Source organism: Mesobacillus subterraneus (assembly GCF_003937825.1).
Taxonomy (GTDB): Bacteria; Bacillota; Bacilli; order Bacillales; family Cytobacillaceae; genus Mesobacillus; species Mesobacillus subterraneus.
This window is the reverse complement of record NZ_RSFW01000014.1, coordinates 254,623-279,710: the sequence shown is the minus strand read 5'-3', so window position 1 is coordinate 279,710 and position 25,088 is coordinate 254,623. Positions and strand designations below refer to the sequence as shown.

At 46.0% G+C, this 25,088-nt stretch carries 22 protein-coding genes and 1 pseudogene; 16 read left to right on the top strand and 7 right to left on the bottom strand.

Annotated elements, in window-relative coordinates; translation table 11 throughout:
• Positions 1-73 precede the first annotated feature (73 nt).
• The 4 genes from EJA10_RS13360 (at position 74) to EJA10_RS13345 (ending at position 6,874) form a co-directional block, all read left to right on the top strand.
• The gene (locus tag EJA10_RS13360) at positions 74-928 is read left to right on the top strand and encodes a P-loop NTPase family protein (protein ID WP_125480495.1); all 855 of its coding nucleotides are present in this window, start codon (positions 74-76) and stop codon (positions 926-928) included.
• Between the two features lie 154 nt (positions 929-1,082).
• On the top strand, positions 1,083-3,707 hold the full coding sequence (locus EJA10_RS13355) for a carboxypeptidase-like regulatory domain-containing protein (RefSeq protein ID WP_125480494.1): 2,625 nt from the start codon (positions 1,083-1,085) through the stop codon (positions 3,705-3,707).
• A 673-nt stretch (positions 3,708-4,380) separates the two neighbouring features.
• The gene (locus EJA10_RS13350) at positions 4,381-5,874 is read left to right on the top strand and encodes an amidase (RefSeq protein WP_125480493.1); all 1,494 of its coding nucleotides are present in this window, start codon (positions 4,381-4,383) and stop codon (positions 5,872-5,874) included.
• A gap of 49 nt (positions 5,875-5,923) precedes the next feature.
• Complete coding sequence (locus EJA10_RS13345) at positions 5,924-6,874, top strand: MBL fold metallo-hydrolase (RefSeq protein ID WP_125480492.1); 951 nt, start codon at positions 5,924-5,926, stop codon at positions 6,872-6,874.
• Positions 6,875-6,931: 57 nt separating this feature from the next.
• On the opposite strand, the gene EJA10_RS13340 is transcribed toward EJA10_RS13345, so the two are convergent.
• The gene (locus tag EJA10_RS13340) at positions 6,932-7,423 is read right to left on the bottom strand and encodes a hypothetical protein (protein ID WP_125480491.1); all 492 of its coding nucleotides are present in this window, start codon (positions 7,421-7,423) and stop codon (positions 6,932-6,934) included.
• A gap of 109 nt (positions 7,424-7,532) precedes the next feature.
• On the opposite strand from EJA10_RS13340, the pseudogene EJA10_RS13335 reads away from it, so the two are divergent.
• From EJA10_RS13335 to EJA10_RS13315, 5 genes and pseudogenes are all read left to right on the top strand, one after another.
• Positions 7,533-7,979, top strand: a pseudogene (locus EJA10_RS13335) (DUF4385 domain-containing protein).
• A gap of 141 nt (positions 7,980-8,120) precedes the next feature.
• Positions 8,121-8,687: an RNA polymerase sigma factor gene (locus EJA10_RS13330; RefSeq protein WP_125480490.1), complete on the top strand. Its 567-nt coding sequence runs from the start codon at positions 8,121-8,123 to the stop codon at positions 8,685-8,687.
• Positions 8,662-9,438 carry a hypothetical protein gene (locus EJA10_RS13325; RefSeq protein WP_125480489.1) on the top strand — a complete coding sequence of 259 codons (777 nt, stop codon included), beginning with the start codon at positions 8,662-8,664 and terminating at the stop codon, positions 9,436-9,438. Before EJA10_RS13330 ends, EJA10_RS13325 begins: the two co-directional genes overlap by 26 nt.
• Positions 9,428-10,300 carry an ABC transporter ATP-binding protein gene (locus tag EJA10_RS13320; RefSeq protein WP_125480488.1) on the top strand — a complete coding sequence of 291 codons (873 nt, stop codon included), beginning with the start codon at positions 9,428-9,430 and terminating at the stop codon, positions 10,298-10,300. Before EJA10_RS13325 ends, EJA10_RS13320 begins: the two co-directional genes overlap by 11 nt.
• Positions 10,297-11,427: a hypothetical protein gene (locus tag EJA10_RS13315; protein ID WP_125480487.1), complete on the top strand. Its 1,131-nt coding sequence runs from the start codon at positions 10,297-10,299 to the stop codon at positions 11,425-11,427. Before EJA10_RS13320 ends, EJA10_RS13315 begins: the two co-directional genes overlap by 4 nt.
• Positions 11,428-11,726: 299 nt before the next feature.
• Here EJA10_RS13315 and EJA10_RS13310 read toward each other — a convergent pair whose 3' ends face one another.
• A complete protein-coding gene (locus EJA10_RS13310) occupies positions 11,727-13,382 on the bottom strand; it encodes a glycerol-3-phosphate dehydrogenase/oxidase (protein WP_125480486.1) in 1,656 nt (551 codons plus the stop codon).
• A 155-nt stretch (positions 13,383-13,537) separates the two neighbouring features.
• On the bottom strand, positions 13,538-14,092 hold the full coding sequence (locus EJA10_RS13305; protein WP_125480485.1) for a glycerol-3-phosphate responsive antiterminator: 555 nt from the start codon (positions 14,090-14,092) through the stop codon (positions 13,538-13,540).
• A gap of 191 nt (positions 14,093-14,283) precedes the next feature.
• Here EJA10_RS13305 and EJA10_RS23935 point away from each other — a divergent pair, with 191 nt between their 5' ends.
• The gene (locus EJA10_RS23935; RefSeq protein ID WP_125480583.1) at positions 14,284-15,204 is read left to right on the top strand and encodes a methyl-accepting chemotaxis protein; all 921 of its coding nucleotides are present in this window, start codon (positions 14,284-14,286) and stop codon (positions 15,202-15,204) included.
• A gap of 58 nt (positions 15,205-15,262) precedes the next feature.
• Here EJA10_RS23935 and EJA10_RS13295 read toward each other — a convergent pair whose 3' ends face one another.
• Entirely contained in the window at positions 15,263-15,724 is a 462-nt protein-coding gene (locus tag EJA10_RS13295; RefSeq protein WP_125480484.1) for a hypothetical protein, read from the bottom strand.
• A 307-nt stretch (positions 15,725-16,031) separates the two neighbouring features.
• Between EJA10_RS13295 and rnjA the strand changes: the two genes are divergently transcribed.
• Entirely contained in the window at positions 16,032-17,696 is a 1,665-nt protein-coding gene (gene rnjA, locus EJA10_RS13290) for a ribonuclease J1 (protein WP_125480483.1), read from the top strand.
• 79 nt (positions 17,697-17,775) lie between these two features.
• Here rnjA and EJA10_RS13285 read toward each other — a convergent pair whose 3' ends face one another.
• A complete protein-coding gene (locus EJA10_RS13285) occupies positions 17,776-19,638 on the bottom strand; it encodes an LTA synthase family protein (RefSeq protein WP_125480482.1) in 1,863 nt (620 codons plus the stop codon).
• A gap of 262 nt (positions 19,639-19,900) precedes the next feature.
• On the opposite strand from EJA10_RS13285, the gene EJA10_RS13280 reads away from it, so the two are divergent.
• Together EJA10_RS13280 and EJA10_RS13275 are read left to right on the top strand one after the other, a co-directional pair.
• Entirely contained in the window at positions 19,901-20,770 is an 870-nt protein-coding gene (locus EJA10_RS13280) for a cation diffusion facilitator family transporter (RefSeq protein WP_125480481.1), read from the top strand.
• Between the two features lie 21 nt (positions 20,771-20,791).
• Positions 20,792-21,739: a TRM11 family SAM-dependent methyltransferase gene (locus EJA10_RS13275; RefSeq protein WP_342773920.1), complete on the top strand. Its 948-nt coding sequence runs from the start codon at positions 20,792-20,794 to the stop codon at positions 21,737-21,739.
• A gap of 24 nt (positions 21,740-21,763) precedes the next feature.
• Here the strand turns inward: EJA10_RS13275 and EJA10_RS13270 are convergent, their stop codons facing one another.
• Positions 21,764-22,366 carry a uridine kinase family protein gene (locus tag EJA10_RS13270; RefSeq protein ID WP_125480480.1) on the bottom strand — a complete coding sequence of 201 codons (603 nt, stop codon included), beginning with the start codon at positions 22,364-22,366 and terminating at the stop codon, positions 21,764-21,766.
• A gap of 165 nt (positions 22,367-22,531) precedes the next feature.
• Here EJA10_RS13270 and EJA10_RS13265 point away from each other — a divergent pair, with 165 nt between their 5' ends.
• Positions 22,532-22,714, top strand: a complete 183-nt coding sequence (locus EJA10_RS13265) for a DUF3896 family protein (protein WP_125480479.1) — start codon at positions 22,532-22,534, stop codon at positions 22,712-22,714.
• A 501-nt stretch (positions 22,715-23,215) separates the two neighbouring features.
• Here EJA10_RS13265 and EJA10_RS13260 read toward each other — a convergent pair.
• The gene (locus EJA10_RS13260; RefSeq protein WP_125480478.1) at positions 23,216-23,713 is read right to left on the bottom strand and encodes a hypothetical protein; all 498 of its coding nucleotides are present in this window, start codon (positions 23,711-23,713) and stop codon (positions 23,216-23,218) included.
• A 96-nt stretch (positions 23,714-23,809) separates the two neighbouring features.
• On the opposite strand from EJA10_RS13260, the gene EJA10_RS13255 reads away from it, so the two are divergent.
• A complete protein-coding gene (locus tag EJA10_RS13255) occupies positions 23,810-24,418 on the top strand; it encodes a vWA domain-containing protein (protein ID WP_125480477.1) in 609 nt (202 codons plus the stop codon).
• The gene (locus EJA10_RS13250; RefSeq protein ID WP_125480476.1) at positions 24,405-24,983 is read left to right on the top strand and encodes a DUF4352 domain-containing protein; all 579 of its coding nucleotides are present in this window, start codon (positions 24,405-24,407) and stop codon (positions 24,981-24,983) included. Before EJA10_RS13255 ends, EJA10_RS13250 begins: the two co-directional genes overlap by 14 nt.
• Positions 24,984-25,088 lie beyond the last annotated feature (105 nt).

The following is a 25,088-nucleotide window of genomic DNA, read 5'->3' as shown; positions in this document are numbered from 1 at the left end:
GCTCTTTTTTTGAAGGATTTGCATCAAAGCCTGGCGAATTATCCTGATGAATTGAAATGTAGGAGTGCATAAAATGAAACCGAAATTGATTTTAATAGAAGGACTTCCTGGATCAGGTAAATCAACCACCGCGCGACTGGTCCATGAGATCCTCACGGATAAAGGTATGGATGCCGAGCTTTACATGGAAGGCAACCTGGATCATCCCGCCGACTATGAGGGAGTTGCTTTTTTTACCGAAACGGAATTTGAAGAACTCCTTGCAGAGTGCGGAGATTTAAGGGGGATTTTTCAAGAGAAGGCTATGCTTAAGAGTGGACGATTGCTCGTGCCATATATGAAATTGAAAGAAGAGCTTGGCCATGCATTTCCGGACGATTTGCTGGTCAGGATTTCCCGAAATGATATATATGAGTTGCCTTTTCAGCAGAATGTCGAAATCATTACGGACAGCTGGAAAGAGTTTGCAAAGAAGGCGGCAGCTGAAGAACAGGTCTATGTTTTCGAATGCTGCTTCATTCAAAACCCAGTTACCATCGGCATGGTCAAATACGGAGCACTGGAGCAGGCGAGCATAGATTACGTTCAAAAACTCGCAAAAGCTGTGGAACCTCTGCATCCGCTGATGATCTATGTGAAACAGAAAGACATTGAGACATCCTTCCGTAAGGCGGTAGCTGAAAGGCCTGAGGACTGGTTCAAGGGATTCGTTCATTATTATACATCTCAAGGGTACGGTGCCGAAAATAGCCTAAACGGATTGGAAGGTACGATTGAAGTGCTTAAGGTTAGAGCGCAATTGGAAAACAAGATACTAGACCATCTGCCGATCCCTATATCGGTTCTGGATAATTCGCAGTTTGATCTGGAAGTGCATAGGAAGTTGATTGAGGAAGTATTGCAGGGTCTTTTCATTAACAGCCAGTAATGGCTGTTTTTTTCTAATCAAGGGGAATTTTGTCGAAATAAAAATATTTTTCCTGGGTATAACGGACGAGGAAAAGACTGGAACCCATCGAATACAATTAATTGGAAAAAGTAGAATTTTCTACTTTTTCAACTATTAATTTGGGGGAAGATGAATGGTCAAAAAAGTAGTGTTTTTGCTGTTGTCGCTGGTTTTTGTCATGTCTGCAGCATTGGGGAGCGTCAGTGCTGCTCCAAAAAAGGAAGGAACTCCACAAACCGTTAAGGGTTCCTTTAAAGAGGATGGAAAGTCTCTTAAAAACAGTCTCGTGATTTTGCAGCAAAAGGGGAAGAGGGAGCATATTTTTACAGCCACAGATGCGGGCGGAGCTTTCAAAGCGAACCTTGCAGACGGGACCTATGCTGTGAAAGCAGTAAAAGGAAAGAACAGTGACTGGTTTAGTGTGAACAAAACCTTCGTAGTAAAAGAAGGAAAAATCAAAGGAAATAAAGATGGGGACATCCAGCTTTCAGACACAACGCAAAAGAAGAATCCGACAGCTAAGACTAGCAATTTCACAGGCGTGCTTAAGGAAGGAGACCAGGGTCTCAAAGGTGACTTAATCATTGCTAGAGCTGGCGAATATGATGAAGAAATCTATGTGGTCTCTTCCAAAAGTAATGGAAGCTTCTCTGCCTACCTTCCCGATGGCAATTACTATTTTTTAGGAATTGAAGAATCAGGTGGTTTTTACCGCTATGAGAAACAGTTTTTTGTAGCTGACGGAGCAGTGCTGGTAAATGGAGAGCCACAAGCAAAATTAGAGATTGCCATACCTGCTAAAGCACACAGTGGTAAAGTGGGCGATTCCGCATATCCGTTAGCAGGAGCAGCTGTCATCTTGGAAAAACTGGTCCTGGGCCATGAATACGAAAGTGAATTCATTGAGTATGTTGAATCAAACAAGAAGGGTGAGTTTTCTTTAAGAAAACTGGAGGATGGAATTTACTCCATCGGTATCTACCATGACACCTACTCATCCTGGAATCAGTTGACCTTCGAAGTCGTCGATGGAGACATCTACATAGATGGAGAAGTGTCTTCTTACCTTCAAATTCTAGTTCCTGACCTGAACGTAAAGGGCACAGTAACAGATGGGAAGAAAGCAATTGGGAATGCCTATCTCCTGATTGAAGGGGAAGCGGACGGGGACTTTTTTGGATATTGGACTTCAGTCGATTCAAAAGGGAAATTCCAATACCGCCTGGCAGATGGTCATTACACAGTTTACATGGTTGATGAACAAAACCGTACTACAATGGTGTACATCCCATTTGAAATCCGGGACGGAAAGATGTTTCAGGATGGGATTGAAGTTTCTTCATTGAACATTGTTCTGCCACCGGTAACATTTACTGGAAAGCTTACAGCAGATGGTACTGCTATGCAAGGAGTAATCGCTGTAGAAGCTGTGTCTGAGAATGGCGATTATGAGTGGTATGATGCCTATACAGATGAAAAAGGCTTACTGTCATTACGCCTGAAGGATGGCAGCTACCGGGTAGTATTCGGTTACTTATTTGAAGAAGAAGAAGAAATAGCTTTGTCCTTAGACTTTGAGATCAAAGGCGGCAAGCTCTATGTCGATGGAAAGCAACAATCAGTCCTGGAAATAGAGGCACCTCCAGTAAGTGTATATGGATTGGTGAAAGATAATGGGGTACCTGTTGAAAATGGGTATTTAAGTGTTGTTTCAGAAGATTACGATATATATATAGGAAAGAGCATTAAATCAGATGGAACATTCACCATGCGTTTGCCTGATGGCGAATATAGAATCAGCCAAATTCATCTGAATCGCAGCAGTGGTCCAATGAATCTTGAATTTTCAGTGCAGGATGGTAAAACCTATGTAGCTGGAGAGCTAAAGGAAGTCCTGGAGGTCAACGTTCCGCCAGTGACGGTAAAAGGTACGCTTTCCGAAGCAGGTACTCCGCTGATGGGTGAGATATACATTATGCAGAGGTATGAAGCGGACATGCCAATTGAGATATGGGGATATACAGATGAGAATGGAACTTTCGAATTCAGACTTCCTGATGGGGAATATTCTGTATATAGTGTATATCTTTCTGACAATAGCTCGTTTCATCCAAATGTTGTTTTCAGCGTGGAATCAGGAGAGCTTTATGTAAATGGCGAGAAGCAAGCACAGCTAAACATAGAAGCCCCTCCGGTTTCAGTAACAGGAACGCTGACGGAGGAAGGGATGCCTGTTCACGGTGGTATTGCCGTTACAGAAATCAATAATGACGAGAATCCTTATTATGCGTGGACATGGGCAGACAATGGTGTTTTTCAGCTTCGTTTGCCGGATGGAGATTACAAAGTTATAGAGGTATACCTGGAGGATGGAACAAGCTTCAATCCTGGAACTGAATTCAGTGTTGTTTCAGGGCAACTCTATATCAAAGATGAATTAGCTGACCAGCTGGATGTTATCGTACTTCCTGTAACTTTGACAGGTGCAGTGTACAAAGGCGAAAGTCCGTTGACAGAAGGTTATGTGACCATTACTTCAGTCGATGGTGAATTTATTACAAACAGCTGGATTTATGAAGGTTCATTCAACGGACGCCTTCTAGATGGTGATTATAAGGTTTCAGAGATCTATGATTTCGAAAACGGACCATATTACTTTGACCAGCGATTTACGATCGCAGATGGGAAAATCTATGTGGACGGCGAAGAAGTAGAATCCCTTAGTCTCAACCTGCATGACGGCTGGCAAGAGCCTTAATGGCGTAGTGAAAGAACAAGAGATTTAAAGTTTAATAGCATGAGAAGCATGAAGATCCGGTTTAGGCTTTCATGCTTCTTTTTTTTAGGGGATAACCTTATGCAAACTATTTCCGTGGAATAGGTCATTTAGGAATATATTGAAAAATTAAGGAATATAGTTTGTGTTTTAAGGAATATATCCAAGAATTAAGGAATAAATCTACTGTTTTAAGGAAAAAAAACAATTTTTAAGGAATATCCTACTAAAATCTTTTTCAAGAAGGTTGTTTGGCATACCAAAAACGCGATCAGGAGAAAAAAAGGTGCTCCAAAACGTTGCCAGGAGAAAAAGAGGTAACCAATAGAGCCGATTGGTGCCACAAAAACGTTGCCAGAGAGAAAACAGGTCACTAATAGAGGCTATTGGTGACCTAAAATCAGAGCCAGGAGAAAAACAGGTCACCAATAGGGGGTATTAGTGACCAAAAATCACAGTCAGGAGAAAAACAGGTCATCAATAGGGCGTATTAGTGCCCTAAACTTGTAACTGGACAAAAAACAGGTCACCCAAAAAACTAAATAGCAACAAAAAGCCCCCACCATAAGAAAAAGTAGCTTATCAAGGAATACCCAAAGAGGAATTTTAATATTTTTACAGAAAGTAGATATAAAAACAGACGGTGGTGAGGGCGATGGAGGGTTTCGATTATAAAGCGTATGATGGTTTGGGCCTGGCTGAGCTGGTCAGGAGGAAAGAGGTTAAACCGATTGAATTGGCAGAGGAAGCAATTAGATTAACAGATTCCATGAATCCGAAATTGAATGCGGTCATCAATAAGATGTACGAGCAGGCGCGTAAGGATGCTGGCCAGCAGCTGGCCGGTCCTTTTGCCGGAGTGCCGATGCTTCTGAAGGACATCTCGCAGGAAATTGCAGGGGAACCGATCACGGCAGGATCCAAAGCGTTTTTAACATACCGGGCGAAAGCAGATTCAGAGTATGCCAGACGCCTGCGGAAAGCAGGAGTCGTTTTCCTGGGACAGACGAATGTGCCGGAGTTCGCATTGGTTGCGGTAACGGAGCCCGCTCATTATGGTCCGACTCGCAATCCATGGAATCTTGGACACACTCCAGGCGGGTCCAGCGGCGGGTCGGCTGCTGCTGTAGCAGCGGGAATCGTCCCGATCGCAGGGGCCAATGATGGCGGAGGCTCGATCCGGATTCCGGCCGCCTACTGCGGATTGTTCGGCTTGAAGCCAACCCGCGGCCGAACGCCCGTCGGTCCGAATTATGGACGGGCATGGCAGGGAGCTTCCGCTGAGCATGTCCTGACGCGAACGGTCCGGGATAGCGCAGCGATGCTGGACGCCCTCCACGGCCATGAAAAAGCCGGTGCATTTTCTGCCCCGCCATTCGAAGGAAGCTATCTGGAAGCGGCAGCTACTCCTATCAATAAAAAACTGCGAATCGCTTTTTCTGTAAAATCACCGATTGGCACGGAGGTGGATGCTGACTGCAGGGAAGGGGTTCTGAAAACAGTCAGGCTGCTTGAATCGATGGGCCATCAAATCGAAGAGGTCGAGGCGCCAGTTGACGGGCACAAAATCGCGACAAGTTATCTGACAATGTACTTCGGAGAAACGGCCGCTCTTTTAGCGTCATTAGAAGAGGTCCTTGGCCGAAAAGCGACTGCATCCGATGTTGAACCGACGACGTGGCTGCTCGGATTGCTGGGCAAGGCGACTTCCGCAGAAGAATTTGTTTTGAGTTTAAGAGAGTGGGATCGAGCAGCATTAAAGATGGAAACCTTCCATGAAACGTACGACTTGTATATAACGCCAACAACGGCGTACCCTCCAGCAAAAATCGGCGAACTGCAACCGACCCAAGCCGAAAAGTTCCTGATCAGTTCTGCAGGAAAGATGGGGCTCGGAGGAGTTTTAAAGAAAGCGGGAATCGTCGATCAGATTGCTCAAAAGAATCTGTCTAGAACTCCATTCACCCAGCTTGCCAACCTTACTGGACAGCCAGCGATGTCGCTGCCGCTGCACCAAACCAAAGACGGACTTCCAGTCGGCGTTCAATTCATGGCAGCCAGGGGACGCGAGGATTTATTGCTCCAACTGGCAGGTGAGCTTGAGGAATCCGAGAACTGGATTGATGTGAAGAGGAATCCTTTGTTTTGAAAATCATTTTATTCAGCGATTAAAAAAGAAGCAGAGCGGGGGAATTTGAATGGAAAATCAATTTTTCACATGCACTGAAATTGAAAAGGGAGTATTTGCAGCAATTGTAAAGGGTGGACAGGGTGCTCTCGGCAATGCAGGTTTTGTTGATCTCGGCGATGAGGTCCTAATCTTCGATACCTTCATGATTCCCGAGGCTGCTTCAGCGCTGCGGAAGGCGGCTGAAGAGCAGACTGGCAAAAAAGTAAAATATGTTGTGAACAGCCATTATCACGGTGACCATACAAATGGCAATGTCATCTTCAAGGATGCCGTCATCATATCTACTGCAGTCACAAGGCAGAGAATGCAGGAAAGCTACCAGACCCATGATATCCCAGCATTGAAGGCAAGTATGGCTTCCTATTTTGCTCAGCTTGAAGAGCGAATCGCTAACGAACAAAATGAGCAGTTGCGGATCGCGCTTGAATACGATCTCTCTGATAAGCGCAAGTACGCAGAGTCGCTGGATTTAATAGAAGAAGTTCTCCCATCAGTTTTATTTGAAGAGAAACTTGTCCTTCAAGGCAGTGAAAGGACAGTCGAGCTTTACCATTTTGGAGGAGGCCATTCAGAAAGTGACCTCTTTATGTACCTGCCAGAGGAGCAAGTACTATTTGCCGGGGATTTAGTGTTCGTGAATAACCATGCCTGGATGGGCCATGGCAACCCTCATGAATGGCTCACTATATTGGAGAAGCTGGAACAATTTGATGTCAGCAGCCTCATTGCTGGCCACGGCAAGGCAGGCGGTCATGAGGATATTCAAAACACGAAGGATTATATTCGGGATATGATTCACTTTGTTTCTGAAATGAACGAAAAGGGCAAATCGATGGAAGAACTGATTGCTGAGCCGATGTTGGAAAAATACAGGAAGATGGATAGTCCTCATGTCTATGAGTGGAATCTGAATTTTTTATATGGATATTTGAGACAGCAGGCGGTAAGCCATTCTTAATCAAACGTTTGATTAAAAAAGGGGCATAGAAAAGAGGCAGGTAAAGCTGCCTATTTTTCAGCATAAAACGATGATTTGGTAAGGCGTCGTCTGCGCGGGAATGCTGAAGGTGGAGGGACCATACACGACGAGCAAATTCCTGTTGGCCGGACTTTTTGTAAAGGCCTGCCCGTTTTCCAAACGAATCTGCGTTCCAGTTGAAAGATTGAGTTTCAGCATTCCATCACTGCTGATGAGCTGACTGTTGAAAAAGTCGACTTTCACATTACGGTCGGTCCTTTCTTTTACCATAATAAGCGCACGGTATTGCGGCGGATAAATCATCGGGACAGGCGCATTGGCATCATGGTAGCCTGTTACCCGGTCGCCGACTCTGACCATTTCGCGGTCAAGGAAGTATGTCTTTGGTTCCACGATGAAATTGACTTGCCGGCCGGTCCCGTCGATCACGGCCACCATTTTGTAGCATCCGTCATCCGCTCCGTTTGCTGTAATCGGAAAATCGCTGATGCTGACAATCGTCCCGCTGAAAGACTGGTATTGAATCATTGACTCCACACTCCTCATCCTGATGCCTATATCCTATTCGTAAAATAGTTCTGGTGTTCGTTAATGTATTTTTAAAATGGGTAAAACAAGATTAAAAAGGACTGGTACGATGCCTTTCAATTATGATCTCGATTTTGACACCATTGACTTCCGTGAGCAGCCTGAACTGTATCGAGTAGGCAGGGGCGAGCAGGGTGTTCTGCTTGTTGAGCCTTATAAAGGTGAAATCCTGCCGCATTGGCGATTCAAGACTCCGGATATTGCCCGGGAATCATCTGAAAAAATCTATGAGATGTTCCTCAATTATAAAGCGAAGAATGATTTTGTCGGCATGGATATGGCGAGGAAGTTCCTGCAGATGGGCTACACGCGCGCGCGCCGCTATACGAATTATAAAGGCGGCCGGAAATATGACGAGGACGGCAAGGTGAAGTAGCGCCAGAACGATCCGGTGAAGGCTGAATCTGCAGCGATCTTTATGAAAAAATGGAAGCAGGCCCGAACAGACCCTGAGTATCTGGATATGAAGAAGGAACATCAAAGAAAATACGGGTAGCAAACCTAATCCGCCGGTGATTAGGTTTTTTTATATTATAAAAGAAACCAGTTTCTGGATGTATAATAAGACATGGAAAAAATTTTTCGTCTCTTTAAATCTTTTTTCAAAAATTCTCGTTAGCTTAATGGAGGTGAGGATATGACCGATCAGGAATTGATTGCTGAGATATTGCGGGGGAGCCGGTCGAGCCAGGAGGTTCTGGTGAGGCGGCATTATAAGCTCGTGTACAGTTTTATCTACCGGATGACGGGGGAGAAGGAGATTGCGCTAGATTTGACCCAGGAGGTGTTCATTAAAATCCTGAACAATCTGGGGAAATACAAGGGTTCCGGGGAGTTTAAGAGCTGGTGCCTGACAATTGCTAGCAATCACGCGAAGGATTATTTCAAAAGCAAGGCACATCAAAACAGCCGGCATACATACGAGCTTCATGAACACGATGCGAAAACGGATAAAAGTGTATCCTCCATATTTGAAAAAAATGAGAAACGAAAAGAGATCAAAGAGGCACTCGATATATTGCCAGATTTCCAGCGTGAAGCCATATTACTTAAATACTATAACGATATGAAAATATCCGAGATTGCCAGAGTGACCAATGCGACTGAGTCGACAGTGAAATCGCGGCTAAAGCAGGGTCTTGGCAAACTGAAATTATATTTGGACAGGAGTGAGATGGATGAGCGGCACACAAATGGATCATGACGTCAAAGAGTATCTCGATTCCTATAAAGTGGATTTTCCGAATGAAGACGAGTTGGAGGCTTCCATCGAATTCATCATGGCCAAGGTGCCGGTGAGGGAAACCAGAAGCGAAGTCATTAAGCGCAAAGCAAATTCCCTCATGCTCAATAGTGTGCGGGAACTGTTGAACTTCGGCTGGGCGTTCTGGACATTGAATGGCGCATTCCTGCTGCTTGGCATGATCAGTCTGATTCAATGGAGTGATGAACCGTATACGATGATTTTCATGCTGGCTCCGCTGCCTTTTATCGTGGGGATCTTTGAAATCATGAAGAGCCGGGATAAAGGGATGATCGAGCTGGAGCTCACGCTCAAATATAATGCCCAGCAGATCCTGACTTCCCGTCTGTTTGTGGTCGGGCTCTACAATCTGCTGATGAACGCCGGCCTTTCAGCAGTCCTTTTAACAGTCAATCCGGAAATACAGATCGCCAGGCTTTTCCTGTCATGGACAGTGCCATATGTACTGGTGACAGGTATCGCGTTTCTTCTGGCGTTAAAAACGAAGGGAATTCCGGCTAGCGCCACGTTCATCGCACTATGGATTGCTGTCTCGGCTGCCGGTTTCAGATTGCCGGGCTTATCCGAAATGTTCATCAAGATCGGCGTCCTGCCGGCTGCAGGCCTGATTTTCGCAGGAGTCCTGGTTTGGGTCATAAATATCGCAAGTATCAGAAAGATGGGAATAGGTGGGGAAAAATATGAGAGTTAAACTTGAGGATGTCACGAAAGTGTTCGGCGATAAGCGGGCAGTTGACGGGGTAACAACAGAGCTGACCAACGGAGTCTACGGGTTTCTGGGAGCGAACGGTTCAGGAAAAACCACTCTGATGCGGATGCTGGCTGCAGTATCGAGGCCGACTTCCGGAACGATTACCTTGAATGGAGAAGACATCGGCAAAATGGGGGACCGGTATCGTGACATGCTTGGCTATCTTCCGCAGCACATCGGATATTACAAGCATTTTACCGTCGAAAAATTTCTTGCTTATATTGCGAGCCTCAAAGGACTGGAAAAGAAAACAGCTGCTGTAAAAATAACTGAGCTGATTGAAATGGTGAACCTAACCGATAAAAGAAAAACGAAAATGGGCAAGCTTTCGGGCGGCATGAAGCAGCGTGTAGGCATCGCACAGGCGTTGCTGAACGATCCGAAAATCCTGATTGTCGATGAGCCGACTGCCGGACTCGACCCGAAGGAAAGGATTCGCTTCCGCAATCTTTTGGCTGCCATCGCCAAGGACCGGATTGTGCTGCTGTCGACCCATATCGTGTCCGATATCGAATACATCGCCAAGGAAATTCTAATCATGAAGGACGGCCGGCTGATTGAAAAAGATACCCCGCAAAATCTGGTCCACCACATCGAAAGGAAGGTGTGGAGCGTAAACGCGGAGGAAGCTGAGGTTCCGGCCTACCAGGCGAACTACAAGGTTGGCAATATCTCGAGGCAAATGGACGGAATCCAGCTGAGAATCATTTCTGAGGAAAAACCTGCTGTGAATGCCGTCAATGTCCCGGTCAACCTCGAAGATCTGTATCTCTATTATTTTGATGAGGAGGTAGGGGCATGAGCTTGATCAAATGGGAACTGGTGAAAATTTTTAAACAAAAGAGCCTGTATTTCATTGGGATTTTCCTGTTCGCATGGTTTGCCTACGTGTTGTTTTCCAATACGAGCGGTACCGGCCTGACACGCCAAGTGTATAAAGAATGGGAAGGCCCGCTTACGGCAGAAAAGATTGACAGGGCTGCAAAAGTAAATGAGGAAAAGAGTGCCTCTTTTGAGCAGGAAGAATTTTTCCCGGATGAACGTTTCATGGCTGAAATGGCCGTCGTAGAAAATATCGCGCAAAGCCAGCATATCGAAATGAGGCGTGACGAAAAAGTCCAAGAGCTCAATTCACGGATTTCCGCTGCCGAGGCAAAGGGGAACGGTGCACTTGCGGATCGGCTTGAACTGGAAAAACAAATGCTAAATGAACTCGAAATGAACAAAATCGCCTATTACAGAGGCCCATTGGAAAGTGTTGACTTCGTGAATGTGTTCGGACTGATGTTGACAGGCGCGTTGCTGCTGATCGGGTTGGCGGGGATTTACTCTAATGAACACAGCTCGGGTGTGGAAAATTATATTCTAAGCGCGAAAAATGGCAGGACCGCAACGATGAGAGCCAAGCTCGCGGCCGCTGCTATTTTTGCGACAGTGGTCGTGCTGGCCTGGGAGCTGTTCAACCTGGGAGCAAGGGCAATTGTGTATGGAACAAGCGGCTGGGACCTGCCGATTCAGTATTCATTCAAGTACTTCTCATCTCCCTACAGCTTTACATTCATGGAATACCATTTGATTCAATTAGCCATCCACCTGCTGGCAGCCATTGCGTTTGCATGCCTGATTGTTGTGGTCTCCACATTGGCGAAGTCGACAGTTGTTTCATTTTTCGTATCCGGCTTCCTCTTCGGATTGCCCATCCTCGCGGAAAGCATCATGGATTTGAACGTGGCGTGGGTCGAGAACACATTGCGATACACCCTGACCAATATCATGAAAGTAGAAGGATTGTTCATGCAATTCAAATCAGTCAGCGCTTTTGGCAATGTAGTGATGGCGCCATATATTGGGGTCGCGGCAGCGGTGGTTATCCTTGTGCTGTCGATGATTTTAGCGAGATTTTTAATCGAGAAAAAGCAAATCGCGTGATTTTTTCAGTGTGGTTGCCTGGTTACCGGTAAAATTCTTTTACAAAGCCTGGTTTTGCACTCGCTGTTGCCTGGAGATTTAACTTATTGGCGAAAATCAATTTTTATTGGCGAAAATCAGTTTTTATTGGCGACTTTCACCACTTTATTGGCGAAATCCTGATTTTATTGGCGAACTGGAAAAAAACGCGGGTTTTTTCCAGTCGATAAGCTATAACAGAGCTTGCCAATTAAAATTGCACTATGTCAGCACAAAGCAGAAAAGAACCCTGATCATTCGCGTGATCAGGGTTTGTTTGTTTATTTTACCGGAGTGACTGCCTCAGTCAGGGCTTCTTCCAATTCTAAAGCGTAGGCTTCTGTCTGCTGCTGGCTCCAGTCGAATTGATCGGTCATGTAGCTGAGCACATTTTCCTTGAAGTTTCGCACGGTGTGAATATCGAACAAAATCGCACCTGTACGCCTGTTGAAGAAATCAATTGGAGTTGCGGCTGCTTCATATTGAATTCCATAAATCAGCTTCACGAACAATTCCAGGGGCAGGCCATATCGAGTTGCTTCTTCCTTATGTGCGGATGCGAGCTGGAACAGAATTGGAGCGTTGGAGCCGTACTGGTATGCCAAGCGGCGTGCTTCTTCTTTTGTGAATCCAGCCTTCATGCCGGCATCGGTTTGTCCGTCAACGTATGAATCCAGCTTTGCTGAACCGCCTACATCTCCGCCGGAAATCGGCAGATGTTTGGTCTGGCTCGATGGGAAGCTGCGTCCCTCTTTGTTGGTGAACTTTTCAGCGAGCAGATCGACAATCGTTTCGGCCATTTTACGGTAGCCAGTCAGTTTGCCGCCGGCAATGGTGATCAATCCTGAGTCGGACTCCCAAATCTCATCTCTTCTTGAAATTTCGGAAGGGGCCTTGCCTTCCTCGTGGATGAGCGGTCTTACGCCTGCCCAGCTGGACTCTACATCTTTTTCCGTCACCATCACATCCGGGAACATGTAGGCAATGGCTTTCAGAAGGTAAGTTCGGTCTTCTTCCGTCATGGCCGGATGTTTAGGGTCTTCGTTGTAAAAAGTATCAGTTGTGCCGACATACGTTTTTCCCTCTCGCGGAATCGCGAAAACCATCCGGCCGTCAGGTGTATCAAAGTAAATCGCCTGCTTGAGCGGGAAACGGGATTGGTCGATGACGATGTGGACACCTTTTGACAGTTTCAGCGTTTTTCCTTTTTTCGAATCGTCCATCTCACGGATACCGTCAACCCATGGGCCCGTCGCATTGACGATTTTTTTGGCATGGACTTCATATTCCTCGCCTGTTAAAAGATCCTCGACAAGGACTCCTGAAACAATTCCGTTAGTATAAATCAAGTTTTTAACTTTGGAATAGTTCAATGCAGTGGAGCCTTTTGCAACAGCTTGCTTCATGACCTCGATCGTCAGGCGGGCATCGTCTGTACGATATTCGACATAGTAGCCGCCGCCCCTTAAGCCTTCTTTTTTCACGAGCGGTTCCCTTGAGAGTGTTTCGGCTGCGCTGAACATTTTCCGGCGTTCCGATCTCTTCACGCCTGCAAGGAAATCATATACTCTCAGTCCGATGGAAGTGCTGAAGCTGCCGAACGTCCCGCCTTTATGGAAGGGGAGGAGCATCCATTCCGGGGTTGTCACGTGCGGGCCATTCTCATAAACGATGGCTCGTTCTTTCCCAACTTCAGCGACCATTTTCACTTCAAATTGCTTTAAATAACGAAGGCCGCCATGTACAAGCTTAGTGGAACGGCTGGAAGTGCCCGCTGCGAAATCCTGCATCTCCAGGAGGGCAATATTCATTCCTCGGGTTGCGGCATCCAAAGCAATCCCGGCACCAGTGATCCCGCCGCCGATGACAAGAACATCGAATGCATCCTTTTTAAGTTTCGTGACGATATGATTGCGATCAAGATTTGAAAATCTCATATGATACTCCTCCTTAGTCTGAAAAAAAAGAGACCACAAACAACATTATCGCCCCAAAGCCGAAATGTTATTGTGGTCTCTCCAGTTCTCCTACCCGATTTATTAACTTGTAATTATTATATCATATACATTCGAACATTTCATGTGTCGGATTCTTAAAAAGGGCTGCTTTCCCATAAATCCCTTTTAGAAGTCGTGATGGCAGAGGCACCTGCGGCCAATGCACTTTTCACTTCGTCAGCAGTCCGGATCAGACCTCCGGCAAAAATAGGGATGTTCACTCGCTCCTTCACTTCCTTGATCATCCAGGGCATCGCGCCAGGCAGGACCTCAATATAATCAGGCTGGGTTCTTTCCAAGAGCTTATAGCTCTTTTCCAGTGCATGCGAATCAATCAGGAAAACACGCTGGACGGCGATGACTCCTTTTTGCTTTGCCTTCAGAATCACACTCGACTTCGTTGAAATCAATCCATACGGCTTGTATTCCTGGCAGATGTATTCCGTCGCATAATCGTCACTCTTCAGTCCCTGGATCATATCCACGTGGTAAATCATTTTTTTGCCATGCTGTTTTGCCATGGCATTCACATGCTTTAATTGCGATATATGCAGTTCTAAAAACACGCCGATTTCAAAAGGGCTTTTCAGGAACTGTTCGAACTCCTTCATGTTGGAGGAGGCGGGCAAGATTTTTTGGTTCAAGCGGATCCCTTCCTTAAAATTAAGTTATCCAATATCTTATCATACATAGGCTGGTGGAACAGCTTAACACATTCAAAATTGTGCCATGTGGGAGTGAATAGTAGGATAGGTATAAAGTGCCGCAAAATAGAGAGTCTTTCTTTAGTCAAAGGCCAATCGAAGACAATCAAGAATTGAGAAAGAGGATGATCAATACGATGCTTACAAGTGCACCGGTAAAAAGTACACAGGTTTTTCAGGAAGACGCTGTTTTGGCTGCTATAGAGAGATCACTGGCAATGATTGAGTTCGATCCGAACGGAAAAGTGCTATGGGCGAACGAAAACTTCGCCAGAACGATGGAGTATCGAGTGGATGAAATGCCTGGCCTTCTTCACAAGCAGTTCTGCACGTCGGAATTTGCAGCGAGCAGAGCGTACATGGAATTATGGAGAAACCTGCGCGCAGGCAAAAGCTTTCAGGAAAAAATCGAACGAGTCACAAAACGAGGCAAGCGAATCTTGCTGGAGGCAACGTATACACCGGTCTATGATGCCTCAGGAAAAGTAGCAGGAGTAGTAAAGGTAGCAACCGACATTTCCGAACGTGAGCAGAATGCAACGAGGGTAGCAGAACGGCTGCTGCAAATGTCGGAAAATTTAAGTGGCCGGGCAGAGGCAGGCATCACCAGAAGCGAAGAAGCGGTTGCTGCAGCCAGCAAACTTGTTGCTCAATCCCAGGAAAACCTTGAAATCCTTGAATCGTTGAAATCCCAGGCAAAATCAATCGGCAGCATTGTCCAGACCATCCGCGAAATCGCCGCCCAGACCAACCTTCTTGCCTTGAACGCTGCGATTGAAGCTGCACGCGCGGGTGAGCATGGAAGAGGTTTCAACGTGGTGGCAGGCGAAGTAAGGAAACTCGCCACCCGCGTCCAGGACTCCATCCAGGAAGTCAATGCCCATATCGAAGGAATCTCCGGGGAAATCGGTAAAATCAGCGAAGCCACCATCCGCTCACAATCAGGCATCACCAATAACCAGGGCCTCAATGAACAAGCCGTCGAAGCCTTCCGAGAAATCGTAAATGCCGCACGCGAACTCGACCAGCAGGCCAGAACGTTTAAAGATTTATTATAAATTGGGCACCGGCTTACTATCGCCGGTGTTTATTTTTTTTATGATGACGCAAACTTGCTCACCCAGGGCTAAAAAGCTGAAATGCGTTACGGAAACAACTTAATCGATATGAAAAGCCGGGAATAAATTCGCAAGCTGGCTTCATTAATTCGGAAAAGCCGCAAATTTCTACTGAAGGTGGCTTCACTATTACGAAAAAGCCGTGTATTACTACGGAAGGAGCTTCAAAATACGAAAAAGCGACGAATTGTCTTCGAAAATTGGCTTGATCTTTGGCAAAAAGACGCTCCTCACTACGAAAACGGGCTTCATCACTGGCAAAAAAATGCTCATCAGTACGAAGACAGGCTTCTTCACTGGCAAAAAAATGTTCATCACTACGATATATGCTATTTTCACTACGGAATTCCGCATTTTCACTACGAAATTGCCCCTTATCACTACGAAAATTACATTTTCCACTACGATTTTCCTCTTTTACACTACTTTTTCCATAAAATAGGAAACGGCAAATCGCCAAACATCATGCCCTCCATAAAATTTATCCCCGCCAGGGAAACTTTATCCGAATTGGTTCGTCTCACTATTAGAAGAGCATTATTTGTTGAATTCTCCACTTTGTGTTATATTTTAAGAATTCAACCTCTTATATTCTCCAACTTATTTCTTCATTATTCTTTTAAAAAAAGGTATTGATTGTTGCTATTCGCAGTAACCTTCTTTCTGCATTTCCAGGATTCTTTTCGCGAAGGTCCTGAACGATAAAATAATTAAAAGATTCCCGAGGGAATTGATATATCTTTGTACAAACAAACAGGAGCTGAACTATGGAAACGAAATTGAAAAAGGATCTCAAGATTTTCGCTTTAGGCGGTCTTGGTGAGATCGGTAAAAACACGTATGTAATCGAATACAAAAATGAAATGGTGCTGGTGGACTGCGGAATCAAGTTCCCGGACAATGAGCTGCTGGGCATTGATTATGTGCTCGCGGATTACACCTACTTGAAGCAAAACCAGGACAAGCTGGTTGGGATTTTCGTGACGCACGGGCATGAGGACCACATCGGCGGGCTGCCGTTTTTGCTTCAGGACGTGAAGGCGCCGATTTATGGCGGTGATTTTGCTGTTGAGCTGATCAAGTCCAAATTGCAGGAGCACCGAATCAAAGGCGTCAAGTTCCATCAGATCAACAACGATACCGTCGTCGAATTCCAGCATATCAAGGTGCGTTTTTTCCGGACGACGCATAGTATCGCGGATTCTTTCGGTGTGGTCGTCACCACTCCGGAAGGGAATATTGTCCACACAGGTGACTTTAAATTTGATTTGACGCCTGTTGGAGCAGGCACGGATTTTCAAAAAATCGCGGAAGTGAGCAGCGAGGGCGTGCTGTGCCTATTATCGGACAGCACGAACAGCGAAGTTCCTGGTTTTTCCGTTTCTGAAAAACGAGTTGGCGAAGCGATCGAGGATATTTTCCAGACGGTCGACGGACGTGTGATTTTTGCGACATTCGCTTCCAATATCGACCGTGTCCAGCAGGTCGTGAAGTCATCCTTAAGGCATAATCGCAAAATGGCGATTGTCGGACGCAGCATGGAGAAGACATTCGAAATCGGGCGCAGACTGGGGTACATTACCGCACCGGATGAGGTATTCGTCAGCGTGAATGAAATAGGACAGATACCTAGCAATGAGCTGACTATCATTTGTACGGGCAGCCAGGGGGAACCGATGGCGGCACTGGCGAGAATCGCGAATGGGACGCATCGGCAGATTTCAGTCATTCCAGGAGACACCATTGTATTCTCATCTTCACCGATTCCAGGGAATACCGTCAGTGTGAACCGCGTGATTGATAAGCTGCACCGCATCGGGGCAGATGTCATTCACCATAAAATCAGTGAAGTCCATACTTCCGGACATGGGAAGCAGGAAGAGCAGAAACTCATGATCAAGCTCTTGAATCCGAAGTACTTCATTCCGATTCACGGTGAGTTCCGCATGCTCGATCAGCATGTGAAGCTGGCGGAGCAATGCGGAATCCCACGCGAAAACTGCTTTATTTTAGACAATGGCGATGTACTTGAATTATCGGCTGATGGCGGCCAGGTAGCCGGCAAGGTTCCGGCACAGCCAGTTTATGTTGACGGCAGTGGCATCGGCGATATCGGGCATATCGTGTTAAAAGATAGAAGAGTGCTGTCCCAGGATGGTCTTGTGATTGTCACGATGATGATCGACCGCGAGAAGAAAGTGATGGTTAACAAGCCGACCGTCGTAACAAGAGGCTTTGTCTACGTCAGGGAATCAGGCGATTTGATGAAGAATCTCGAAGAAATCATCACCGATAAAATTGTCACAGAACTGGCAGGCGGAACGAAGGACTGGTCAAGCATCAAAAAGGCCGTCATTGACGTCGTCAACCCATTCCTGTACAGCAAGACAGGCAGAAGACCGATGATTCTGCCGATAATAATGGAAGTATAATACACAATGAAACGCTCCTTAACGGGAGCGTTTTTTAATGAACAAAAAAACTCCGCTGTACATTCAGCGGAGTTTAAGATTATTCTTGTTGTTCTTCTTCTTTACCGTAAAAGCGAAGCAAGTCGCCGTAAATGATCTGGTCTGAGTAGCTCAGTTCATTCTTGGCGTGCTCGATATATGGTTCACAGCTTGCCATTTCGGTCGGCTCTTCGGTTGCTTTATCGTAGCAAGTGCCTTTCGTGTACACGACTTTGTCTGTGATGAAGCTGCCATCTCTCAGGACAACGAAGTTATCCTTTTTAGAGAATAGGTCTGAACCAAATTGGATATCCTGCTTCGTATCAATCCCTGCCAGGTTCAGTAATGTCGGACGAAGGTCGATCTGTCCTGAAACAGTAGAGATCGTCTTGCCTTCATGGCCCGGGATGTGAACGATCAATGGCACACGCTGCAATTGTGTTGAAACAAATGGCGTGATTTCTTTTCCAAGGTATTGAGCCATTGAACGGTTGTGGTTTTCGGAAATTCCATAGTGGTCACCGTAGATGACGATGATGGAATCTTCATAAAGACCTTCAGCCTTCAGATCCTCAATGAACAGCTTGAATGCTTCATCCGTATAGCGGACAGTTGGGAAGTAGCGGTTCAGCGTGCCGCTTGGTGAATCATATTCATCGATGAATTTGTCCTCCTCGTCCAGTTCAAACGGGAAGTGGTTTGTCAGCGTAATGAACTTAGCGAAGAATGGCTTCGGCATATCTTTCAAGTGTTCTACCGACTGATCAAAGAACTCGATGTCCTTCATGCCCCAGCCGACTGAATTCTCTTCGTTAACTTCATAATCCGGCAATGAGTAGAAACGGTCATAGCCGAAGTTGTTGTACATTACATCGCGGTTCCAGAAGCTCTTGTTGTTCGCATGAAGCTTTGCTGTGTAATAGGCGTTTTCTTTCAGCCGTTCCGCAAGTGATACATATTCATTGCCAGAGTGCGTGAAGAACACGGCACCGCGGCCAAGTGGATATAAAGAGTTTTCCAATAGGAATTCTGAATCAGACGTTTTCCCTTGTGCTGTCTGATGGTAAAAATTATCAAAGTAGTAGCTGTCCTTTATGAACTCATTCAGGAATGGTGTAATTTCCTGTCCATTCACCTTTTGTCCGATGACGAAGCTCTGGGTTGATTCCATTGAGATGACAATGATGTTTTTTCCCTTTGCCGCACCGAACATTTCTTTCGATGGTTCTGTATATTGAGCGCGAGTATAGTTCTCGATCTCCGTTAACTGGTTGCCATCTGCAAGCGCACGCTGCGCCGTTGTCTTCGTTTGCAGGTAGGCATCGTAAATGTGGTGATTGTAAGTCCCGATATTTTTAACCAGGATTTCCCGGTCAAAAGTACGTGTCAGTAATTCCGGACGCTCAGACTCGGAAAGCCCAAGATTGAAAAAGGCGAGGCCGAATGCGCTGAAATAGAAAGCTGCAGCGCCAACATTTCTGTACTTCTTGAAGGAAATCTTCGGTGTTTTGACAAAAGCCAGAGCCAGGATCAATAACGCATCCATGAAATACAGGATGTCAGCCCAGCTGACCAACTCGCCGACACTGCTTTTCAAATCGCCCATATTGCTTGTCTGAGTCAACAGCGGAATCGTGATGAAATCACTGAATTCACGGTAGTAGACGACATTCGCATACAGGACGAACGAAGTGATGAAGCTTGCAGTTACGACAAATATTTTTTGTTTCCTGTTTGCCATGAAGATCCCGATGCCAATAATAAACATAAGGAAGCTTAATGGATTGATGAACAGGATGAACTCCTGCAGTTTATTTTCAATATCTATATCAAAATTGATTTTATAAACGGTGTAGGTTTTGAGCCATAAAAGGACAATGGCAAGCAATACAAAGTGGATGGACTTGTTTTTCTTTGTCCCCATGCAATCCCTCCTAGGAATCTATTGAAGTTTCCATTCTAACACAATTTCAGGTAGTTTTGTAGCCCGACCGCTATACGCATAATTTTCCGATAGTTATTGTACTGCAAAAGTATGCTGAAGGTTTCAGGTAATATTTTCTATTTTGCCAAAGGAAACTTTTTTGCGCGTCTTTCATTTACATGCCCGAGGATAAAAAGGTTGCTGTAGACCCACTCGCTCCTTGATTGTTAAAATGTTCTAGCAGTTGAATGGAGGCAGGTCCATGGATGAACAACGTTACTCAAATCTAAAGTTAGGCGAACGCGGGGCAATCATCAGCATCGCCGCTTATTTAATCCTATCCGCATTAAAACTATTCGTGGGGCATATCAGCGGTTCAGAGGCATTGAAGGCCGATGGGCTCAACAATACAACCGATATTTTAGCCTCGGTTTCCGTCTTGATCGGCCTGAGGCTGTCGCAAAAGCCGGCAGACGAAGACCATCTGTACGGCCACTGGAAATCAGAAATGGTCGCTTCGATGGTCGCGTCGTTTATCATGATCCTTGTCGGTGTGGAAGTTTTATTCAGTGCGGTCACCTCGATTTTTAAAGGTGCTGTGGAAGCGCCAGATCTGATCGCTGTCTGGACAGGCGTATTCTCGGCACTTGTTATGTATATGGTCTATCGCTATAATCAGAACCTTGCGCGCAAAATAAAAAGCCATTCGGTCATGGCTGCGGCAAAGGATAATCTGTCCGATTCGTGGGTGAGCATCGGAACCGCCGTTGGCATCATCGGCTCCCAATTCGGGTTGCCGTGGCTTGACCCCGTTACCGCAGTCATCGTCGGTGTCCTTATTGTAAAAACAGGCTGGGGAATCTTCCGGGAAGCATCGCACCAGCTCACAGACGGTTTTGATGTCGACCTCGTTAAAGAGTATAAACAAACGATTTGTGCGATTCCCGGCGTCAACGGCATCAAAGATTTAAAAGCACGCAGCTATGGAAACAATATCGTTGTCGACTGCGTCATCACCGTGGACCCGACACTCGACATCAGCACGGCACACGACATCTCCACACGCGTTGAGCAGAAGCTTGTGGAAGAATACGAAATTTATGACGTTCATGTGCATGTTGAGCCGGAATGACTTTTGAAAGGATTTGATAATTTGCTGAGTGAACCTCGCTCTTTTATCTATACATATGCGTTCCATAAAGAGGAAGAATCATTATGCATGCTGGAGATGCGGTCGTTTTTCGGGAAGGATTCTGAGACCGGAGTGATTGAAAGTATGATAAACATTGACCCAAGCAGGAGTCCTTTTATAAGAGAAAGAATTGATGTGATTATTGAAGGGGCTGATATTAACGATATCATCGCCAAGGTAAAAGAATTGCAGCTAGAGGGTGCGACCTTCAAGGTTATTTTTGTAAAAGATGCCGGAGATGAAAAATGGGCATTCGCCGATCGTCGGAGAATCGAGCGGGAGGTTGGCCTGGCTGTTCCGGGTCAGCCAGAGCTAGACCAGCCGGACTTGCTGTTCGGATTTTTAAAGGTGAACGGTCGCTGGGTGTTTGGTTTATACCACAGCAGTGAGGCGATTTGGCTGCACCACCAGCAAAAGCCGCACAGTTATTCCACCGCATTGAGCACCCGTGTCGCCAGGGCGGTCGCGAATATCGCCGTCCCAAATCCAGCAGGCGTGAAAGCGATCGATCCTTGCTGCGGAATTGGAACTGTAGTCGTCGAGGCCCTGTCGATGGGCATTGGTATCGTCGGCAGCGACAATAATCCGCTTATTTTGGCCGGAACGCGCGAGAACATCGCACATTTTGGTTATGAGACCGAGATTAAATATATGGACCTTCGTGATGTGACAGGCGAATATAATGTGGCGATAATTGATATGCCATACAATCTCTGCTCCGTCATTACCGCCGAAGAACAGCTCGAAATGCTTGAAAGGACAAGGAAGTTCGCTGAGAAATTGGTCATCGTCACCATTGAACCAATCGATCCGGTGATTGTTGAAGCAGGTTTTGAAATTGTCGATCGGGGTGTTGTGCGGAAAGGAAACTTTATCCGAGAAGTGATTGTTTGCAGAAGAAACTCATGACGCTCAGGTATCTGAGCGTCATTTTTATGGAGTGCCGCTTAATACAATGTCCGCACGTTCCAAAGGTTTTTGCTGTTCCACATACATGTCCTCACCCACCATCCAATTGGCTTCCCACATCTCGCGTGCACCCTCGCCATCCCTCTCGATGCCGCGCGCAAGCCGCAATTCACGAGGACATTCCACCCAGATTTTCAGGTCATAAAAATCCTGCAGTTCATCACGCGTGGAATAGACGCCCTCAATAATGACAATGCCGCCAACCGGAACAGTATGGAATTCCGCCAAACGATCTTCATTCCAGTCATAGCGCTGATAATGCCCTTCCTGGTTGGAGCTTAAAGGTTCAAGAACCTGCTCTCTCAGACGCCTCCAGTCAAAATCAGCCCCAATCGGCTTGTTTTCAGGACGGTCTTTAATGATGTTGCCTGAAGGCAGATAAAAATCATCTTTATGGACAACCGTTACGTTAGCAAGACTTTCACGCAATTCCCTCGAAAACGTACTCTTTCCCGAGCCCCCGCAGCCATCCACGCCAATCAGCAGCGTCCTGGCTTTGCGGGGCAAGGTTGGGAGCGTTTCGAGTAAAGTATCAAAAGAATCATACGGACCTTTTAGGAATTTCATCGTTAGCCACCTTTCATCATTTAATAATCTCATCCAATTTTGACTCCGATTTCTATAAAAAGGTTTCACAAAAATGAAATAATTATTAAGGTACCCGCAGGGGTTTGCGGGATATAATTATAGTAAGAAAGCGATTTCACATTTTAATAAGGAAGGGTGTTGGACATGAACTATCAAGAAGTAAAATCACAATTAGAAGCCTTGCAAATGCAGCTCGTGAATAAAATGCAGAATCCAAACCTGTCTATAGATGAAAAAATAGAGCTCCAACGGGCGATTGCGAATTATGATTATATAATCGAATTGACCTGCATGAACCATTTCGAGCGCGGAACAGTCATCCACTAATAATCGAAGCCTGGAGATCACCTTAATCTCCAGGCTTCTCTTTTGATGAGTAGTTAGTGAAGAGAAATAATTGGGGATGTCACCGTTTTCCGAGGAAAAGCCACTAGAAATGTCCGAAGTCAATGCACCTTCGGACATTTTCGGAGGGAAAGCCGCTAGAAATGTCCGAAGTCAGTGCATCTTCGGACATTTTCGGAGAGAAAGCCACTAGAAATGTCCGAACCCAGTGCAACTTCGGACATTTTCGGAGGGGAAGCCACTAGAAATGTCCGAAGTCAATGCACCTTCGGACATTTTCGGAGGGAAAGCAGCTAGAAATGTCCGAAGCCAGTGCATCTTCGGACATTTTCAGAGAGAAAGCCACTAGAAATGTCCGAAGCCAGTGCAACTTCGGACATTTTCGGAGAGAAAGCCACTAGAAATGTCCGAAGCCAGTGCACCTTCGGAAATTTTCGGAGAGAAAGCCACTAGAAATGTCCGAACCCAGTACACCTTCTGCCATTATGACACCCCGCCCAATGGCTTCTGGCTAAAATAATCCAGCGCGTAATTGACCTGGTGGATATCGTATATTTTCCTCTCGATGCAGAACTGGACGACGAGATCGGATGTTTCGCTGTCCGATAACGAGTAGCCGGCAGAGCTTAAGAGCTTGTCGGTTTCTTTTTTGTTCAGCTCGAGGGCGAGGGCGAGCAGCAGCACGGTATTCTTGCTCGGCCTGTATTCGGGGTTCGAGCGGATTTTGGAAAAATGCCTCCGGTCGATGCCGGCTTTTTTATAAACTTCAGCGTCTGCCGCGCCTTTTCGATCAATGTAATCAAACAACACTTTTTGCAGCGTCGGCTTTCGTTTTTGGGTGATGAAATTCTCAATTTCCATCGGGGAAATGCTCTCAAGTACATAATCATCGAACGATTCGATGGATTTTTCATATAAGACATAAACCAGATTCTGATCCAGATAATTCTGTAATTCCTCTATAATTCTTTGATCCAGCACGGAGCCAGCCTCCTCCAAATGTCGCTTAACAGGCGACCAAATTATGGATGAATCTAGATATGATTATAGCAGATTCAGCTTAGGAGGTTGATAGGGATGAACAACAATTTAACGGAAATCATTTTTTTGCTCGACAGGAGCGGTTCAATGGCCGGACTGGAGAGCGACACGGTCGGCGGCTTTAATGCCTTCGTGAAAAAGCAGGCGGAACTGCCAGGGGAGACGATCCTGACCACGGTCTTGTTCGACGACGAGTATGAAGTACTATGGAATGGGATTAAAGCGAGAAATGTAAAACTGACCGAGGATGAGTATTATGTGCGCGGGTCGACTGCCCTTTTGGACGCCATAGGCAAGACCATCCTGGATGTCGGCTACCGTCTGGCAAAAACAAGCGAAGACCGAAAGCCGGGAAAAGTTATATTTGTCATTACGACGGACGGCATGGAAAACGCCAGCCGTGAATTCACCTATGGAAAGGTAAAAGAACTAATTCGACATCAGCAGGAAAAGTATCGCTGGGAGTTTATTTTCATGGGCGCAAATATCGATGTCGCCAGGGAAGCTGACAGCCTTGGAATCAATCTTGAGAATTCTTTTAGCTTCGAAGCTTCTGAAAAAGGCATCGAGAGCATGTATGACATGGTTTCCGAATCGATTACGGAAAAAAGAATGAAAGGAGTATACGACGATGAAAATCTTTAAAAAATGGTGGTTCTGGTTGATAGCGATTATTGTCGTAGTTGCCATGGCGAGCGGTGGCGGTGAAGAGGAGACGGCAACAAAAGTGGACGGGGAAGCCTCGAAAGCCTCGAAAGCCTCGAAAGCCTCGGAAGCCTCGGCGACAGAGAAGAAGCAAGACGAAAAAGCCGCGCCAGCCAAGGAAGAATTCGCTGTTGGGGAAAAGGTTCAACTGGAGGATAACGTCCTGACGGTCACAAAAGTGGAAAAATCGCCTGGAAGTGAATTCGACCAGCCAAAGGATGGACATGAATATGTAATCGTCACCGTCGAAATCGAAAATGCAGGCGATGAGAATATCTCTTATAATCCTTTTGATTTTAAAATGTCCAACAGCCAGGGCCAGATTGTCGACCAGGCATTCACGACGGTTGATACAAATACGGCACTCCAATCAGGTGAACTTGCGCCAGGCGGAAAAGTATCCGGAACGATTTCCTTTGAACAGCCGGCTGGCGATGCAGGTTTGCAACTGCAGTACAATCCGAGCTTTTGGTCCGACAAGACGATCAAAGTGAACCTACATTAAACAGCGGAGAGCGGCCGGGCCGTTCTCCTTTTTACGTTTGACTTTGTCCTGACATGAACCAGCTCAAAATAGCTGAAACCTCCTCGGAAAAATTTCAAAAAAACT

What these genes read in the sequence shown, in the direction of transcription:
- EJA10_RS13360 (WP_125480495.1), top strand. Translation starts at nt 74, where the DNA reads ATGAAACCGAAATTGATTTTAATAGAAGGACTTCCTGGATCAGGTAAA.
- EJA10_RS13355 (WP_125480494.1), top strand. Translation starts at nt 1,083, where the DNA reads ATGGTCAAAAAAGTAGTGTTTTTGCTGTTGTCGCTGGTTTTTGTCATG.
- EJA10_RS13350 (WP_125480493.1), top strand. Translation starts at nt 4,381, where the DNA reads ATGGAGGGTTTCGATTATAAAGCGTATGATGGTTTGGGCCTGGCTGAG.
- EJA10_RS13345 (WP_125480492.1), top strand. Translation starts at nt 5,924, where the DNA reads ATGGAAAATCAATTTTTCACATGCACTGAAATTGAAAAGGGAGTATTT.
- EJA10_RS13340 (WP_125480491.1), bottom strand. Translation starts at nt 7,423, where the DNA reads ATGATTCAATACCAGTCTTTCAGCGGGACGATTGTCAGCATCAGCGAT.
- EJA10_RS13330 (WP_125480490.1), top strand. Translation starts at nt 8,121, where the DNA reads ATGACCGATCAGGAATTGATTGCTGAGATATTGCGGGGGAGCCGGTCG.
- EJA10_RS13325 (WP_125480489.1), top strand. Translation starts at nt 8,662, where the DNA reads ATGAGCGGCACACAAATGGATCATGACGTCAAAGAGTATCTCGATTCC.
- EJA10_RS13320 (WP_125480488.1), top strand. Translation starts at nt 9,428, where the DNA reads ATGAGAGTTAAACTTGAGGATGTCACGAAAGTGTTCGGCGATAAGCGG.
- EJA10_RS13315 (WP_125480487.1), top strand. Translation starts at nt 10,297, where the DNA reads ATGAGCTTGATCAAATGGGAACTGGTGAAAATTTTTAAACAAAAGAGC.
- EJA10_RS13310 (WP_125480486.1), bottom strand. Translation starts at nt 13,382, where the DNA reads ATGAGATTTTCAAATCTTGATCGCAATCATATCGTCACGAAACTTAAA.
- EJA10_RS23935 (WP_125480583.1), top strand. Translation starts at nt 14,284, where the DNA reads ATGCTTACAAGTGCACCGGTAAAAAGTACACAGGTTTTTCAGGAAGAC.
- rnjA (WP_125480483.1), top strand. Translation starts at nt 16,032, where the DNA reads ATGGAAACGAAATTGAAAAAGGATCTCAAGATTTTCGCTTTAGGCGGT.
- EJA10_RS13285 (WP_125480482.1), bottom strand. Translation starts at nt 19,638, where the DNA reads ATGGGGACAAAGAAAAACAAGTCCATCCACTTTGTATTGCTTGCCATT.
- EJA10_RS13280 (WP_125480481.1), top strand. Translation starts at nt 19,901, where the DNA reads ATGGATGAACAACGTTACTCAAATCTAAAGTTAGGCGAACGCGGGGCA.
- EJA10_RS13270 (WP_125480480.1), bottom strand. Translation starts at nt 22,366, where the DNA reads ATGAAATTCCTAAAAGGTCCGTATGATTCTTTTGATACTTTACTCGAA.
- EJA10_RS13265 (WP_125480479.1), top strand. Translation starts at nt 22,532, where the DNA reads ATGAACTATCAAGAAGTAAAATCACAATTAGAAGCCTTGCAAATGCAG.
- EJA10_RS13255 (WP_125480477.1), top strand. Translation starts at nt 23,810, where the DNA reads ATGAACAACAATTTAACGGAAATCATTTTTTTGCTCGACAGGAGCGGT.
- EJA10_RS13250 (WP_125480476.1), top strand. Translation starts at nt 24,405, where the DNA reads ATGAAAATCTTTAAAAAATGGTGGTTCTGGTTGATAGCGATTATTGTC.